The sequence below is a fragment of the Streptomyces sp. NPDC088254 genome, assembly GCF_044740925.1.
Lineage (GTDB): Bacteria > Actinomycetota > Actinomycetes > Streptomycetales > Streptomycetaceae > Streptomyces.
Window position 1 is genome coordinate 54,297 of record NZ_JBIURQ010000011.1, and the last position, 15,673, is coordinate 69,969.

General features: G+C 72.7%; 16 protein-coding genes. 6 read left to right on the plus strand and 10 right to left on the minus strand.

All coding sequences use genetic code 11. The features are described from left to right. Positions 1-262: 262 nt before the first annotated feature. Positions 263-1,918 carry a serine/threonine protein kinase gene (locus ACIOC0_RS29370; protein ID WP_402158770.1) on the plus strand — a complete coding sequence of 552 codons (1,656 nt, stop codon included), beginning with the start codon at positions 263-265 and terminating at the stop codon, positions 1,916-1,918. Here the strand turns inward: ACIOC0_RS29370 and ACIOC0_RS29375 are convergent. Next, complete coding sequence (locus ACIOC0_RS29375) at positions 1,910-3,370, minus strand: serine hydrolase domain-containing protein (RefSeq protein WP_402158771.1); 1,461 nt, start codon at positions 3,368-3,370, stop codon at positions 1,910-1,912. The genes ACIOC0_RS29370 and ACIOC0_RS29375 overlap by 9 nt on opposite strands. 96 nt (positions 3,371-3,466) lie before the next feature. On the opposite strand from ACIOC0_RS29375, the gene ACIOC0_RS29380 reads away from it, so the two are divergent. Beyond that, on the plus strand, positions 3,467-4,438 hold the full coding sequence (locus ACIOC0_RS29380) for an LLM class F420-dependent oxidoreductase (protein WP_402158772.1): 972 nt from the start codon (positions 3,467-3,469) through the stop codon (positions 4,436-4,438). Between the two features lie 61 nt (positions 4,439-4,499). On the opposite strand, the gene ACIOC0_RS29385 is transcribed toward ACIOC0_RS29380, so the two are convergent. From ACIOC0_RS29385 to ACIOC0_RS29395, 3 genes are all read right to left on the minus strand, one after another. After that, complete coding sequence (locus ACIOC0_RS29385) at positions 4,500-4,997, minus strand: DUF6328 family protein (protein WP_402158773.1); 498 nt, start codon at positions 4,995-4,997, stop codon at positions 4,500-4,502. A gap of 159 nt (positions 4,998-5,156) precedes the next feature. Then, positions 5,157-6,140 (minus strand): aldo/keto reductase, encoded by a 984-nt coding sequence (locus ACIOC0_RS29390; RefSeq protein WP_402158774.1) that lies wholly within the window; start codon positions 6,138-6,140, stop codon positions 5,157-5,159. Between the two features lie 96 nt (positions 6,141-6,236). Then, on the minus strand, positions 6,237-7,472 hold the full coding sequence (locus tag ACIOC0_RS29395; protein WP_402158775.1) for an FAD-dependent monooxygenase: 1,236 nt from the start codon (positions 7,470-7,472) through the stop codon (positions 6,237-6,239). A 350-nt stretch (positions 7,473-7,822) separates the two neighbouring features. Between ACIOC0_RS29395 and ACIOC0_RS29400 the strand changes: the two genes are divergently transcribed. The 3 genes from ACIOC0_RS29400 to ACIOC0_RS29410 all read left to right on the plus strand — a co-directional run bounded on the left by ACIOC0_RS29400 (position 7,823) and on the right by ACIOC0_RS29410 (position 9,646). Next, positions 7,823-8,239: a tyrosinase cofactor gene (locus tag ACIOC0_RS29400; RefSeq protein ID WP_402158776.1), complete on the plus strand. Its 417-nt coding sequence runs from the start codon at positions 7,823-7,825 to the stop codon at positions 8,237-8,239. Between the two features lie 32 nt (positions 8,240-8,271). Continuing rightward, on the plus strand, positions 8,272-9,096 hold the full coding sequence (locus ACIOC0_RS29405; protein ID WP_402158777.1) for a tyrosinase family protein: 825 nt from the start codon (positions 8,272-8,274) through the stop codon (positions 9,094-9,096). Between the two features lie 97 nt (positions 9,097-9,193). Then, positions 9,194-9,646 (plus strand): SRPBCC family protein, encoded by a 453-nt coding sequence (locus ACIOC0_RS29410; protein WP_402158778.1) that lies wholly within the window; start codon positions 9,194-9,196, stop codon positions 9,644-9,646. Between the two features lie 28 nt (positions 9,647-9,674). On the opposite strand, the gene ACIOC0_RS29415 is transcribed toward ACIOC0_RS29410, so the two are convergent. The 4 genes from ACIOC0_RS29415 to ACIOC0_RS29430 form a co-directional block, all read right to left on the minus strand. After that, complete coding sequence (locus ACIOC0_RS29415; protein WP_402158779.1) at positions 9,675-10,385, minus strand: ribonuclease H; 711 nt, start codon at positions 10,383-10,385, stop codon at positions 9,675-9,677. Between the two features lie 64 nt (positions 10,386-10,449). Further along, on the minus strand, positions 10,450-11,247 hold the full coding sequence (locus ACIOC0_RS29420) for a VOC family protein (protein ID WP_402158780.1): 798 nt from the start codon (positions 11,245-11,247) through the stop codon (positions 10,450-10,452). 157 nt (positions 11,248-11,404) lie between these two features. Then, positions 11,405-11,884: a VOC family protein gene (locus tag ACIOC0_RS29425; protein WP_402158781.1), complete on the minus strand. Its 480-nt coding sequence runs from the start codon at positions 11,882-11,884 to the stop codon at positions 11,405-11,407. A gap of 103 nt (positions 11,885-11,987) precedes the next feature. Then, positions 11,988-12,404 (minus strand): helix-turn-helix domain-containing protein, encoded by a 417-nt coding sequence (locus tag ACIOC0_RS29430; protein WP_402158782.1) that lies wholly within the window; start codon positions 12,402-12,404, stop codon positions 11,988-11,990. 237 nt (positions 12,405-12,641) lie between these two features. On the opposite strand from ACIOC0_RS29430, the gene ACIOC0_RS29435 reads away from it, so the two are divergent. Beyond that, the gene (locus tag ACIOC0_RS29435) at positions 12,642-13,529 is read left to right on the plus strand and encodes an RNA polymerase sigma factor SigF (protein ID WP_402158783.1); all 888 of its coding nucleotides are present in this window, start codon (positions 12,642-12,644) and stop codon (positions 13,527-13,529) included. Between the two features lie 141 nt (positions 13,530-13,670). On the opposite strand, the gene ACIOC0_RS29440 is transcribed toward ACIOC0_RS29435, so the two are convergent. Then, positions 13,671-14,123, minus strand: coding sequence for an ATP-binding protein (locus ACIOC0_RS29440; protein WP_402158784.1), 453 nt, complete (start codon positions 14,121-14,123; stop codon positions 13,671-13,673). A gap of 122 nt (positions 14,124-14,245) precedes the next feature. Further along, positions 14,246-15,520 carry a DUF6777 domain-containing protein gene (locus ACIOC0_RS29445; protein ID WP_402158785.1) on the minus strand — a complete coding sequence of 425 codons (1,275 nt, stop codon included), beginning with the start codon at positions 15,518-15,520 and terminating at the stop codon, positions 14,246-14,248. Positions 15,521-15,673 lie beyond the last annotated feature (153 nt).

The following is a 15,673-nucleotide window of genomic DNA, read 5'->3' on the forward strand; positions in this document are numbered from 1 at the left end:
AAAAACCCGCCGGAGGCCTCCGCCACGCCAATCCGCGGCAGCGCGGCGAACGTGTTTCCGAAGGCCGCCCGAGAGCGGTCCGGAGTTGTTTACCGCTGGTTACACCACTGGACGACCCCAGGTAATTTCCTTTCGTCGTACATATGCTCGGCCTTTTTTGAATGAAAGACAGGAATCATGGCGGAGTCGCGGTTCTTTTGAACGCAGCACCTCTCGGCCGCCGTACCACTGGGAAAGGAGAACTCCGGCGGTTCAGCGAAGGATGGCCATGGTCAAGGCGCATGTCTCCAGGAACGAGCTGGTCGCCGGGCGGTACCGGCTGCTCGACGTCGTCCACCGCGAGACGAACCGCGTCAGCTGGTACGGGGAGCACGAGGAGGGCCCGGCCGGCCCCCGGCCGTGTCTGGTCACCGAGATCGGACTGCCCGAGGGCCAGAATCCGGAGGACGCGCTCCGGGCCGCCGACCGTGTGCTGCGCATGTCGCAGACGATGGCAGGGCTGTGCCCCGGCAGGGTCGCCACCGTCCTCGACGCCGTCACGGAGGACGGCGCCCTGTGGACCGTCACCGAGTGGATCGACGGGCTGCCGCTCGGCCAGCTCATAGAACAGAAGGGCGCCTTCCGGACGGCCCGCGCCGCGGCCATCGGGCTGGAAGTGCTCGACGTGCTGGAGGCCGCGCACGGCGAGGGCATCACCCACGGCGAGCTCAGCCCCGGCCAGATCTACGTGCGGGCGCGCGGCCCGGTCGTCGTCACCGGGTTCGGCCTCGCCGGCGCGACCCTCGCCCCGCGCCTGGCCGCCCCGGCGTACGCCTCCCCGGAGCAGGCGCGGGACGAGCGGATCGGCCCGGCGGCCGACCTGTGGGCGCTGGGCGCGATCCTGTACACGATGGTCGAGGGACGGCCGCCGTACCGGGACCGGGACCGGCCCGAGGCCACGCTGAAGGGCGTGGACCGGCTGCCGTTGCGCACCCCGGTGCGGGCGGGAGCGCTGGCGCCGACCGTGCAGGGCCTGCTGCGCAAGGACTCCCGGGAGCGCCTGACCCGGCCGGTGGTGCGCCAGGCCCTCGACCGCGCCCTGGAGGAGGACCCGCACACGCCGGTGGCCGAGACGCGGCTGCCCCGCGCGTACCCCGCTGGACGGTTCGGCGGGAGCCGGTGGAGCGGCCGGACCGTGACCGCGGGGGCCGCGCTGGCCGTCGTCGCGGTGGCGGTGGCCGCGCTCGCGGCGACCGGACGGCTGCCCGGCACCGACGACTCGTCGTCCACCGACGCGCAGAGCCCGCCCAGCGCGACCCCGGGTGCGCCGGGCGGCGGGGGGACGAGCGCCCCGGCCCCGGCTCCGCCCGTGCCCTCGACGCCGGCGACGTCGGCCCCCGCGTCGCCTCCCGCGGCCTCGCGCGGCCCGTCGCCCAGCCCCAAGCCCTCCGCGACCCGCACCACCGACGCCCTGCCGGCCGGGTTCCGCGTCTACCGCGCCCCCGAGGGCTTCTCGGTCGCGCTGCCGGGGAACTTCAAGCGGGTGGACACCACGCGCTCCTCCGACCTCGCCTACCGCGTGACCTTCGGAGCGGCGGGCGACCCGCGCACCCTCGCGGTGACCTACAGCGAGGTGCTCGGCCCCGACCCGGTGGCCGTCTGGCGGGAGACCGTCGAGCCCGGGCTGCGCAAGACGGACGGCTTCCGCCGCATCGGCGACATCGAGGCGACGACGTACCAGGGGTACAAGGCGGCCGACATGGAGTGGGTCATGAACGTCCACGGCAAGCAGGTGCGGGTCTTCGGCCGGGGCTTCCTCATCGGCGACCACCGCGGCTTCTCCCTGCGCTGGACCACGCCCGCCGCGGACTGGGACGAGGCGGAGAACGAACAGGCCCTCGCCGCGTTCCTGAAGACCTTCCGGGGCGCGTCAGCCTGAGACGCCCGGTGCCGGGCGGGCGGGCGCGCGCATCCGGCGCAGCGGTCCGGCGTGCAGGGGCCGCGTCTCCCAGCGGGCGGTGAAGGTGCGGTCGGCGAGCGAGCAGGACACCCGCAGCCGGTGCGGGGTCTCCAGGAAGACGGCGTCCACGGTGAGAACGCCGGCGTCGGTCCAGCCGCCGCTCACCGCGACGGGCAGCGGCTCCTCGGCCACCCGCCAGCCCTCGTGCCCCGGGCGCAGGAGGGTGCGGTGGCCGTCCTCCTCCAGGGTCAGCGCCCAGCCGTCCCCGTCGGCGGTGACGACGACGCCGGTCAGGCCGGGCTGGTCGGCGCAGACACCGCCGTACGGCGTGAACCGCGCGCCCTCCCACTCCCCCGCCCGCTCGGGCGGCGCGGGCTTTCCGGCGGCCGGCGGCAGGGCGAGGTCCGCGAGCCGCTCGGCGAGGGCCGCGTCGGCGCGATCCCGGCCGGTGAGCGGGCCGGGCCGGAACGCCGGCAGGAGGTGTTCCCAGACCAGGTCCAGCAGAGCCTGCATGTCGTCGGTCGCGGCGGTCGTGGCGATCACCGCGTCCTGCTCGGGCAGCACCAGGCAGAACTGCCCGTACGCCCCGTCGCCGCGGTAGCCGTGCCGGGAGCGCCAGAACTGCAGGCCGTAGCCCCGGTCCCAGTCGGACCGGTCGCCGTCGCCCATGGCGCCCGCCGTCGGGATGTGCGCGCGGGTCGCCTCGGCGACCCACTCGGCGGGCAGCAGTCGCTCCCCCTGCCACCGGCCCTCGCGCAGGTACAGCAGGCCGAGCCGGGCGACGGCGTCGGTGGCGCCGTGCAGGCCGCTGAAGCCGAGCTCGCGACCGGAGCGGTCGCTCAGCCAGGCGACCTCGCCGATGCCGAGCGGATCGAGCAGCCGGGGCCGCAGCCAGTCGGTGAGCCGGGCGCCGGTGACGCGCTGGAGGATCGCGGCGAGGGTGAAGGTGGCGGGCTGGTTGTAGGCGAACACCGTGCCCGGCTCACGCTCCGGCGGCAGCAGCAGGAAGCCCCGGACGAGGTCGTCGGGGTCGAGCGCGCGCGCCCGGTCCAGCGTCTCGCTCTCGTGACCGCTCGCCATGGACGCCACGTGCCGCACGCGCAGGGCGCGGCTGCGAGGGTCGGTGACGTCCGCGTCGAGTTCCGGGAAGTACCGCAGCACCGGGTCGTCGAGCCCGATCAGGCCCTCGGCGACGGCGAGGCCCGCGGCCGTCGACGTGAAGCTCTTGCTGAGCGAGTACAGCAGATGGAGACGGTCCGCTGTGTACGGCGCCCACCAGCCGGCGGCCACGACGTGGTCGTGCCGCAGGATCATCAGGCTGTGCGGTTCGACGACCTCGGAGGCGTCGACGGCGTCGAGGAAGGCATGGACGCCGTCGGCTTCGACACCCTGGGCGGACGGCTGGCTCACGGGCAGGGGGCGCGCGCTCATGAACGCATCCTTTCGCACGGGCGGCTGCCTATCGACGTCTTTTTCCGCACCGCCGGCGGCCTGTTTCCACCGTCGCGGGCCGGGGACTCGGGGCGCATGGTGCGAATCGGATACACGATGATGACCGAACAGGCAGGCCCGCGGGAGCTGGTCGACCATGTGGTGCGTGCCGAGGAGGTCGGTTTCGACTTCTCGGTGACGTCGGACCACTACTTCCCGTGGCTGCGGTCCCAGGGCCACGCGCCGTACGCGTGGAGTGTGCTGGGCGCCGCCGCACAGGCCACGTCGCGCATCCCGCTGATGACGTACGTGACCTGTCCGACCTTCCGCTACCACCCGGCGGTCGTGGCGCAGAAGGCGGCGACCCTCCAGTTGCTGTCCGAGGGCCGTTTCCGGCTCGGCCTCGGCTCCGGTGAGAACCTCAACGAGCATGTGGTGGGGGGCGGTTGGCCCGCCGTTGACGTACGGCACGAGATGCTGGAAGAGGCCGTGGAGATCATCCGCGCGCTGTTCGACGGCAAACACGTCACGCGGCACGGCACCCACTTCGACGTGGAGTCGGCGAAGCTGTGGGACCTGCCCGAGCAGCCGCCGGAGATCGGCATCGCGGTCTCCGGTGAGCAGTCGTGCGAGCTGGCGGGACGGCTGGGCGACCTGGTGATCGCGACGGAGCCCAAGGCGGACCTGCTGGAGGCGTTCGACCGGCACGGCGGCAAGGGCAAGCCGCGCGTGGGCCAACTGCCGGTGTGCTACGACCGCGACCGGGAGGCGGCGGTGGAGCGGGCGCACGCGCAGTTCCGCTGGTTCGGCAGCGGCTGGAAGGTGAACGCCGAGCTGCCGCACCCCGACTCCTTCGAGGGGGCGACCCAGTTCGTCAAGCCCGACGACGTGTCCGCCGCGATCCCCTGCGGCGACGACCCCGAGGCCTTCGTCGAGGCCGTACGCCCGTACGCCGAGGCCGGGTTCACCGAAGTGGCCCTGGTGCAGATCGGCGGCGACTCGCAGCCCGCGTACCTGGACTGGTCCGAGAAGACGCTGCTGCCGGCGCTGCGCGACGCGTTCGGGTGACGTGCTCCGGCCCCCTGCCGGGGCGGGCGGGGGGCCGGTCTCGGCGCTGAGCGCTCAGCGCTCAGCGCGAGGAGTAGCGGTGGCGCGTCCACAGCGGCACGCCGAACCACATCAGCAGGTACCACACGACCACGGCGGTGACGAGGTAGGGCACGAAGCCGTCGTGGGTCGCGACCCTGAGGATCAGCAGCAGGGACGAGGTCATGGTGGCGAGCAGCAGCATCAGGCCGACGAAGGTCATCCGGGAGGCCCAGACGACGGCCTGCGGCTTGACCTGGCGGCCGGAGACGAGCCGGTGCAAGGAGACCGGGCCTATGAGGGCGCCGGTGGCGCAGGCGCCGAGGACGACCGTCACGATGTAGATCACCTGGTCGATGTCGGCCAGTTGCGTGTAGCGCGGGGTGAACACGACGGTGAGCAGGAAGCCGAAGAGGATCTGGACGCCCGTCTGGGCAACGCGGACCTCCTGGATCAGCTCCCCCCACTTCCGGTCCGCTCTCTCCTCCTCGGTCTCGTCGCGCCCTCTGCGCCGGTCGACCGCCGCTGACGTGTCCGTCACCTGTTCCTCCCCGGATGTTCCATGACCGTTCGGGTCTCCTGTCCGGCGAGTACCCCCTGATCGGCGTTTTCTTCCGCCCGGCTTCCCGGGCGGCCGGGCGGGGCGGGGTGCGGGGGACGGAACGGTCGCAGCGGGGCGGTGCGGCTACCGACGTCGCGGCTACCAGCGTCCTTCGACGTGCTGCCGGATCCGGCGCTCGTACAGTTCCCGGATCGCGGCGAGCGTCTCGCCGGGGAGGTCGGGCAGCTTGGCGGCGGCCGCGTTGGCGCGGGCCTGCTCGGGGGAGCGGGCGCCGGGGATCACGGTGGTCACGCCGGGCTGCTGGACGATCCAGCGCAGGGCAAGCTGGGCCGGGGTCCAGCCCTCGGGGGCGAGGGCGGCGAACTCGGCGGCGGCGCGCACCCCGGTGTCGTAGTCGACGCCGGAGAAGGTCTCGCCCTGGTCGAAGGCCTCGCCGTGCCGGTTGTAGGTGCGATGGTCGTTCTCCGGGAAGACGGTGGCCTCGGTGTACTTGCCGGACAGCAGCCCGGAGGCGAGCGGGACGCGCGCGATGACGGCGACGCCGGCCTCCCGGGCGGCGGGGAGCACCTCGTAGAGGGGCTTCATCCGGAACGGGTTGAGGATGATCTGGACGCTGGCCACGCCCGGGCGGGCGATCGCCGTGAGGGCCTCCGCGCAGGTCTCCACGCTGACGCCGTACGCGGCGACGCGCTCCTCCTCCACGAGGGTGTCCAGGGCGTCGAAGACCTCGTCGGACGAGTAGACGGGCGTGGGCGGGCAGTGCAGCTGCACCAGGTCGATGCGGTCGACGCCGAGGTTGCGGCGGGAACGGTCGTTCCAGGCGCGGAAGTTGTCCAGGACGTAGTTCTGGGGGATCTGTTCGACGCGGCGGCCCATCTTCGTGGCGACCAGCACATGCAGGTCGGGCCGGCCGCTCAGGAAGGCGGCGATGGTCTGCTCGCTGCGTCCGTCGCCGTAGACGTCGGCGGTGTCGAAGAAGGTCACCCCCGACTCGGCCGCCGCCTCCAGAACGGTGAGGGCCTCCTTGTCGTCGACGTCACCCCAGTCGGCGCCGAGCTGCCAGGTGCCGAGACCGACGACGGATGCGTGCTGATGAGACCTGCCGAATTCGCGCTCGTCCATGGCGCAAGTCTGTCACCCGCGCGCCCCCTGGCGCGGACCGGCCGCGGCAGGGGGCGCGTACGAGGGGTCGCGCGCGGAGAGCGCTTACGCGGTGGGTCATTCGCGTGAGGCGAGTTCCCGGGCGTGCGCGGTGCGGGCGAGCCGGGGGCCGAGCCAGCGCTTGAGGCGGCGCAGCGACTCCAGCTGTCCGGCGGCCCGGTCGAGCCGGTAGTACAACTGGGGCGGGACGTGCGGCAGCAGGGGCGAGTGGCGCTGGCCGAGCAGGGCGAACATCCGCTCCGGGGGGAGGCCGATGTAGCGGTCCAGGTTCTCGTACCACTGGGCGCTGTAGCGGGCCGCGCTCTGCGGGGAGAGCAGCTCGGACCGGCGTACCCGCTCGTACCGGGCGAGGGCCTGCGGAAGGTCGGGGCACTCGCGCAGGGCGGCGGCCAGCGCGAAGGCGTCCTCCAGGGCGAGCGTGGTGCCGGCGCCGATGGAGTAGTGGGTGGTGTGGGCGGCGTCGCCGAGGAGGACGAGGTTGCCGCGGTGCCAGGTGCGGTTGGTGAGCGTGCGGAAGTTCAGCCAGGAGGTGCTGCCGTCGGCGGCCGCCCGCCCGGTGAGGGGGTGGCCGTCGAGGATGTGCGCGAAGAGCTTCTCCAGCCGGGCGAGGGCGTCGCTCTCCGCGGTCCCGCCGGGCTCGCAGGCGCGGTCGAGGCCGAGTCCGGCGAGGGTCTCGGGGCCGCACTCGATGACGCAGGTGCTCCGCTCGTCGCTGAAGGGGTAGCCGTAGCACCAGATCCAGCCGTGGTCGGTCTCGACGAAGGCGAAGGTGAAGGAGTCGAAGACCTTTGTGGTGCCGAGCCAGACGTAGGGGTTGCGGCCGGGTGTGAGTTCGGTGCCGAAGTGCCCGGCGTGGTGGGTGCGCAGGGCGCTGTGGACGCCGTCGGCGGCCACGACGAGGTCGGCGTCGGGGACGTTCGCCGCGGTGATCTCGTGGTCGAACTCCAGGCGCACTCCGAGGGCGCGGGCCCGGTCGGCGAGGATCTCCAGCAGCTTGTGGCGGCCGATGCCGTGCCCGGCGTCGCCGGGCTGACGGGTCGACAGTCCTCTTACGTGGGCGACTCCCTGGGTCCAGCGGACGGAGTTCGCCTCGACGGCTCGGGCCGACTCGGGGTCGTGGGCGTGCAGCCGGTCCAGGAGCGCCCGCCAGTAGGTGACGCCCCAACCGTAGGTGGATCCCTCCGGGTTGCGTTCGTAGACGGTGATGTCGTGGGACGGGTCCTGCCGTTTGAGCAGGATCGAGAGATACAGGCCGGCGGGCCCGCCGCCGACACAGGCGACCTTCACGCACACCCCTAGGTATTACCGGACGCGGTCTGTTGACGACGCAGGGTAGCAACGGGCGAGGGGCGCCTTGGAGGGGCCGACTGCCGGATTCCGTCAGTTTCCCCACGTGAGCCACGCCACGGCCGGTGTCGCGCCGCGCCAAAAGTCCCCCGAAAGAGTGGTGCTGAAGGAAAGGAATTGCCCCTTCCACCCAGCACGGCATCCACTCGGCGACAAGATCATCTTCATTCAAGATTGCACGACATGTGATTACTTGTCCTGATCGCAGCCAACCGATCTTGAGGGATTACCCCGGTTCCGGGACCTGCGGATAGGCATGCGGAGTCTCCACCGCAACGCACCTCAGGAGGTCCCGCATGCCCGAACTCAGCCGTCGCCGCGCGCTCACCGCCGCGGCCGCCCTCGCCGCGACCGTCGGCGCCCAGACCGTGGCCCGCGCCGCCACCCCGGCGGCGGGCAACGCCCACGCCACAGGCGCCGATTCCCTCCCCGGCTCCCCCGCCGCCTTCGACGAGGTCTACAAGGGCCGCCGGATACAGGGCCGTCCGACGGCCGGGGGCGGTCACCACGGCGGCGGTCACCACGGCGGTCATCACGACGCGGGTTACGAGGTGTTCGTCGACGGGGTCCCTCTGCATGTGATGAGCAATGCCGACGGCAGCTGGATCAGCGTCGTCAGCCACTACGACCCGGTGGCCACCCCGCGCGCCGCGGCCCGGGCCGCCGTGGACGAGCTGCGGGGCGCCCCGCTGCTGCCTTTCCCCGCCAACTGACCGTCCGTCCCGCACCTCTGGAGCCTTCGCACATGACCGTCCGCAAGAACCAGGCGACCCTCACCGCCGACGAGAAGCGCCGCTTCGTCGCCGCCGTCCTCGAACTCAAGCGCAGCGGCCGCTACGACGCGTTCGTCACCACGCACAACGCCTTCATCGTCGGCGACACCGACAACGGCGAGCGCACCGGCCACCGTTCACCGTCGTTCCTGCCCTGGCACCGCAGATTCCTGCTGGAGTTCGAGCGGGCGCTCCAGGCGGTCGACGCCTCGGTCGCCCTGCCCTACTGGGACTGGTCCGCGGACCGCACGGCCCGCGCCTCGCTGTGGGCGCCGGACTTCCTCGGCGGCACCGGGCGCAGTGTCGACGGCCGGGTGATGGACGGGCCGTTCGCCGCGTCCACCGGCAACTGGCCGATCTCGGTGCGGGTCGACGGGCGGACGTATCTGCGGCGGGCGCTGGGGGCCGGCGGACGCGCGCTGCCCACGCGCGCCGAGGTGGACTCGGTGCTGGCGATGCCGACGTACGACATGGCCCCGTGGAACAGCGGCTCGGACGGCTTCCGCAACCATCTGGAGGGGTGGCGGGGCGTGAACCTGCACAACCGCGTCCATGTGTGGGTGGGCGGGCAGATGGCGACCGGAGTCTCCCCCAACGACCCGGTGTTCTGGCTGCACCACGCCTACATCGACAAGCTGTGGGCCCAGTGGCAGCGCCGGCATCCGGGGTCGTCGTACGTCCCGGCCGCGGGGACGCCGAACGTCGTCGACCTCCACGAGACCATGAAGCCCTGGAACGACACCTCCCCCGCCGATCTCCTCGACCACACCCGGCACTACACCTTCGACACGGACTGACCTCCGACACCAAGTGATCGCGGACGCGTGGTTTGCCGCACAGCGCACGGGTACCCGGGCGACACGTACCCGCAAGCGAGCGAAGGAGGAGACGACTGTGACGCAGGTCGAGGAATCCATCGAGGTCGGCGTGCCCGTGCACACGGCCTACAACCAGTGGACGCAGTTCGAGACGTTCCCCGAGTTCATGAGCGGGGTGGAGCGCGTCGAGCAGCGCACCGACACGCTCACGCACTGGGTGACGGATGTGAACGGCGTGCACCGCGAGTTCGACGCCGAGATCACCGAACAGATCCCCGACGAACGAGTCGCGTGGACGACGGTCGGCGGCGAGTCCCGGCAGGCCGGCGTGGTGACCTTCCACCGCCTCGACGACGAGCACACCAAGGTGATGCTCCAGCTCGACTTCGAGCCGGAGGGTCTCACCGAGACCCTCGGCGACAAGCTCGGCTTCGTCAAGCGGCAGACGAAGGGCGACCTGACGCGCTTCAAGGAGTACATCGAGGAGCACGGCCGCGAGTCGGGCGGCTGGCGCGGCGTGGTGACCTGACCGGTGCCGCGACGCCCACCCGGCGTACTCAACCCGCCGACGCGGTACGGCACTCCGGGTGGCCCCAGCCCTGATCGTTCTTGGCGATCGGCTCCCCCGCCGCGTACGAACGCCCGCACACGCAGCGGCCGGGGAACTTGGCCTTGATGGTGCGGGCGGACGAACCGCCGGGCCGCCGGGGGGACTTGCCCCCGGCGGCCTTTCGGCGTGCGCCGCCGCCGGTTGTCGGAGTGTCGGGCGAGGGCGGCGGCTCGGGCGAGCCGAGGTCGCTGCCCGCGGCCTGCTGGGCGCTCGCCGCCTGGCTGGCGGCCCGGTCGGCGAAGTCGTTCAGCGGATCGCCGTCGACCTGGTGGGCCGGCACATAGCGGAAATCGACCGAGCGGCCGTCGAGCAGTTCGTCGATCCGGACGACGAGTTCCCGGTTGGCGACGGGCTTGCCGGCGGAGGTCTTCCAGCCGTTGCGCTTCCAGCCGGGCAGCCAGGTGGTGACGGCCTTCATGGCGTACTGCGAGTCCATCCGGACCTCGAGCGGCACACCCGGGTCGGTCGACGCCAACAGGCGCTCCAGGGCCGTGAGTTCGGCGACGTTGTTGGTGGCCCTGCCGAGCGGGCCGGCCTCCCAGCGGACCGGGGTCCCCGAGTCGTCGGACACCACCCACGCCCACGCCGCCGGTCCCGGGTTCCCCTTCGAAGCCCCGTCGCACGCGGCCACCACACGTTCACGCATGCGCACGATCATGCCATGGTCCGGCGCCCGGCCGGCCCCGCGCCCGGCCCGGCCGGGGCACACCGCACGGCCGGGGCTACGACACCTCGGTGGTCCGCGGGGGCTCGCCCTCGGTGGTGGTGACGTCGATCACCGACAGGTTCGCGCCCTGCGGGTCGCTGAGGGCGGCGAACCGGCCGAACGGGGTGGTCATGGGGCCGAACCGCAGGACGCCGCCGAGCTTGGTCGCCCTGGCGACGGCGTCGTCGCAGTCGGGGACGGCGAAGTACACGTTGATGTAGGAGGGGACCTCGGGCGGGAAGTCCTCCCCCATCCGCATCCGGCCGAGCAGCGGGCGCTCGCCGAGGTCGTAGAGGCGGAAGTCCATCTCCTCGCCCTCCATGCGCTGTTGCCGGTAGCCGAAGACGGCGGAGAAGAACGCGTCCGTCTTCTCCGGCTCGCGGGTGAAGACCTCGCTCCAGGCGTACGCGCCGGGCGTGCCCATCGCCTCGAAGCCCTCGTGGGTGCCCGCCTGCCACAACCCGAAGACGGCGCCGCTGGGCTCGCGGGCCAGGCACATGCTGCCGAACTCCCCGACCCGCATCGGCTCCATCAGCAACTCCCCGCCGTTCTGACGGATCTTCGCGGCGGTGACCGTCGCGTCCTCGGCGGCGAGGTAGAGGCACCACTGCGACTGGCCCTCCTGGCCGGGCATGGGCGGGACGACGGCGGCGACCGCCTTGCCGTCGGCGTAGGCCTGCGTGTAGTTGCCGTACTCCGACGACGACTCGCCGAAGGTCCAGCCGAGGACCTCGCCGTAGAAGCTCTTGGCTCCCTCGATGTCGCTGAACATCGCGTCGGCCCAGCAGGGCGCTCCCTCAGGTTGCACGGCCATGGCAGCGCCCCTTCCGCAGAGGTGGATCGTCCGTTCCCTCACGCTATCCAGCCGCCTGCCGCCCCGCGCGCCGAACGGCCCGGCCGGGCCGGAATCCTTCGGAGGGCGGGGGCGAACCGGTGGCGCGTCGGGGGCGAACCGTGCGGCGGCGCGTCGGCTATGCGCCGGCGTAGGCCTTCTCCAGGGCTGCGATGTCGAGCTTGCCCATGGTGAACATGGCCTTCATGGCGCGGGCGGCCTTCTCGCCGGGGCCGTCGATCATCTCCAGGAGACGGCGGGGGACGACCTGCCAGGACAACCCGTATTTGTCCTTGAGCCAGCCGCAGGGGCCGGGCTCGCCGCCGCCCTCCAGCAGCCTGCTCCAGTAGTGGTCGATCTCCGCCTGGTCGGCGCAGTCGATCTGGAAGGAGACCGCCTCGTTGAACTTGAACTCCGGGCCGCCGTTGAGGGCGACGAACTTCTGGCCGTTCGCGGTGAACTCGACGGTGAGCACGCTGCCGGGGACGCCCGGACCGGCCTCGCTGTAGTGGGTGACGTGGCCCACGCCGGAGTTCTCGAAGATCGACACGTAGTGGTGGGCCGCTTCCTCGGCCTGGCCGTCGAACCAGAGGCACGTGGTGAATCCGTCGGTGGTCATGGGGGTCCTCCTGGAAGGGGGCGGGCGCGGAGCGCGGTCATCAGTGTCGACCTGTCCACGCGCCGGAACTCATCGGCCACACCACGCGCCGCCCCCGAACGGGTCAGGCGGCCAGGGCCAGCCCCCGGCACGGCGCGGTGCTCGTCGCCGAGGGGGCCGACCGCCTCGAGGGCGCGGACGCCGGGCGGGCGGGGCGGGAGCGGTGGCTGTCGAGGCGGACGGGTGCCGCGGCGGGCGGCGGCGCCAGTTCGCGCTGCGCGCGGGCCAGGAGGTCGCCGAGGCCGAGGCCCAGGGCGTGGGCGGCGGCCGCGAGGACCTCCGAGGAGGCCTCCTTGCGTCCGCGCTCCACCTCCGACAGATACGGCACGGAGACGCGGGCCGCGTCGGATACGTCCTTCAGCGTGCGGCCCTGGGCCTGGCGCTCACGGCGCAGGACCTCGCCGACGAGGTCACGCCAGAGCGGCTCGGCAGCGGGGCGCAGCGGAATCACACGGGCCGTGTTCGGCGCTTGATTGTTCACCCTCACAGCCTAGAATCGTCTCTCGCCGGGGACAGGTCCCGGCGTTCCGCCCAGAGGGGAAACGGAGCGCGGGCCACCGCCCCGGCCGGTGTTCCGGCCCGTTCCGGAACCGGTTGGGCATGGGTCGGCGAAGTCGGGGTATCCGCCCCGGAAGCAGGCCCTCGGCGTCCCGGCCCTCTCCCGGACCGGGCAAGCACACATCCGAACCGTGACTTCCTGACTTCCGTGGGAGAGGCAATGCACACCGCCGTGATCGGGTCGCAGGCACAGGTCGTCGAGGACACCGCCCAGGCCGGCGCGGGCCGTGCGCCGCTCCCGGAGGTCGAAGACCCCCGCGGTGTGGCCCCCCACGACGCTCGGGAGCTCTCCCGCCAGTTCTTCCGCCGGCTGGCGGATCTGGAGGAGGGCACGCCCGAGCACCAGTACGCGCGCAACACCCTCATCGAGATGAACATGTCGCTGGTGCGCTTCGCCGCCGGGCGCTTCCGGGGCCGGGGCGACGACATGGAGGACGTCGTCCAGACCGGCATGATCGGCCTGATCAAGGCCATCGACCGGTTCGAGCTCTCCCGTGAGGTGGAGTTCACGTCGTTCGCGTTGCCGTACATCGTCGGCGAGATCAAGCGGTTCTTCCGGGACACCACCTGGGCGGTGCACGTGCCGCGGCGGCTTCAGGAGCTGCGCGTGGAGCTGGCCAAGGCGCGCGACGAGCTCGCCGGCCGCCTGGACCGGGAGCCGACGGTCGCCGAGCTGGCCACGCTGATGAACCTCCCGGAGAAGGAGGTCGTCGAGACGCAGATCGCCTCCAACGGCTACAACTCCTCTTCCCTCGACGCGGCGCTCACCGGCGACGGCGCTGAGCACGGCGAGGCGGTCCTCGCCGACTTCATCGGCGTGGAGGAGGACGGGCTGCGGCTCGTGGAGGACTTCCAGTCGCTCGCCCCGCTGATGGCGGAGCTCAGCGAGCGGGACCGGGAGATCCTGCACATGCGGTTCGTGGAGGAGGCCACCCAGGCGGAGATCGGCGAGCGGCTCGGCTGCTCCCAGATGCACGTCTCCCGTCTGATCAAGCGGATCATCGCGCGGCTGCGCCGTGGCATGCTGGGCGAGCTGGGCTGCGCCTGAGCGAGGCGGCGGGTGCGGCTGCGTCCGGGCCGACCGTGGATGAGGCGGGTGCCATGGCGTCCGGGCCGGCCATGGGTCATGCGAGTGCGGCAGCGTCCGTACTGCGCCCGGGTGAGGCGGCCGTGGGAGCGTCGGCGGGGGTCATCCGCCGAGCGTGAGCCGGGCGCGTATCCGCTTGCCGACGGGCACCCGTTCGGCGGTGACCTCCGCCGCGACCGCGTGGACGATCTCCAGGCCGTGCCGGCCGATCCGCTGGGGGTCCTTGGGGTAGCGCAGGGGCAACGCGTCGCTGCTGTCGTAGACGGCCACCGACACGACGGCGTCCGTGCCCTCCAGCTCCAGGATGTACGGGCCGTTGCTGTGGCGTTCGGCGTTGGTGACGAGTTCGCTGACGACCAGCATCAGTTCGCCGTTGAGCCGCTCGTCGACGGCGGCGCACCACTCCGTACGGAGCTGGTCGACGAAGTGGGCGGCGAACTCGCGCGCCTCGGCGATGCAACCGGGCTCGCCGGTGTAGTGCGCCGCTCGCCGGAGGGGTTCCACGGGTACGTCGAAACCAGTCGGTATCACTGCCCCGTCCAGGTGCTCGATCATGCGTTTCTCTCTAGGAGGCCGGACTGGCCGGACGCTGCTGCACCAGTGCTCGTACCCCGTGCCGTGCGACGCAGTCCACCCGTTTGTGCGGCGCCCGCATGGAGTGGCTCACAGCGGTCGGCTCACATGGTGGGCCCGCCGGTGGCGGAGTCCGGGGGCACCCGGGGAGTCACGCCGTGTCCGGCCGAGGAGGGCGCCGAGTCGCTGGGCGCCTCGGTCTGCGGGGGCGGCTCGGACGACGGTTCCTCGGTCTCCGGTGCACTCTCGGGCTCGTGCGTGGCTTCGGACGACGGGGGCGGCTCGGAGGGCGGCGATTCGGGCTTCTCGGGCGATTCCGATCCGGGGCCGGGCGGGGAGGGGGCGGTGGACGGCGAGCCCGGGCCCTCGGACGGGGAACCGCTCGGCGACAGGGCGCTCGGGGACGGTTCCGGCGTGGTCGCCGGGGGCTTCGCCGGGCGGTCCTTGTCGCCGGTGTCGCCGCGGTCCCGGGTGAACCACGCGTGGGCGGCGGCGTCGTAGAGCACGAATGTCTCGACGACCTTCGCCGACGGTGTGATCACGACGACCTTCGAGGCGTCGTATCCCGGCCAGGGTTCGCCGGTGATGCGGGGCGTGGTCCGCTGGGCGACGGGCGGGGTGAGCGGGTTGCCGCAGGCGCAGCGCACCCGGGGCACGCCGCGCGCGTCGACGAGGACGGCAGTGCCGCTCTGCAGCACGGCCTGGTAGGGGGCGGCTCGGCCGTCGCGGTAGCCGTGGTTGGTGACGCGGGTGTCCATGCGCAGCCGTACGGGGGTGAGGGAGCGCAGGTAGGCGGGGACCGCGGCGGGTCCGACGCCGACGACGGAGGCGAACGCGCTGTTCTTGGCGGGCTCCGCCTTGAGCGCGGCGATCTGTTTCTCCACGTCGCAGGCGGCGACCTTACGGGTGCCGCCGTACAGGCCCGGGGTCGCGCCGTCGACGCCCCGCAAGGTGTTGGCGGGCGGGGAGGCCGGGCCCGACGGGGTGGCGGAGGCGGTCGGGGTGGGCGGGGCGGAGTCGTCGGTGGCGGTGGACCCGGTGAAGGGGTCCGGGCCGGTCTCCCCCGCCGGCTGGAGGAACACCTCGCCCTGGCCGGCGGGGGCGCCGCCGCCACCGCCGCCCCGGGTGAGGGTCACGGCGAGGGCGACGACCACCGCGACGACGAGGGCGGCGGCGAGCAGTGCGGTGCGGGACGCGCGCCTCCACCAGGGGCGGCGCAGTCCGGGGCCGCCGGCGGACGAGCCGCCGGGAGGGCCGCCCCCGAAGCCGCCGGGCGGGGCGGGCGGGGAGGGCGGGGGCTGGGACGGGCCGGACAGGGGGCCCGACGGCGGGCCAGTGGGGCGGGACCCTGCCGGGCCGTCCGGGGGTTCGACGCTCACGAGCACTCCCCACCTGCGCGGCTGCCCCGCGCGCTGTCTGCGGCGGCACTGTCGTCCACGACGGCGCTATCGGGCGAAATACGCCGCTTTGATCCACATCATCACCATTGTGTGCTCCGGTCGTGCGCCGCCCGCAAGCGGACGCGTCCCCGG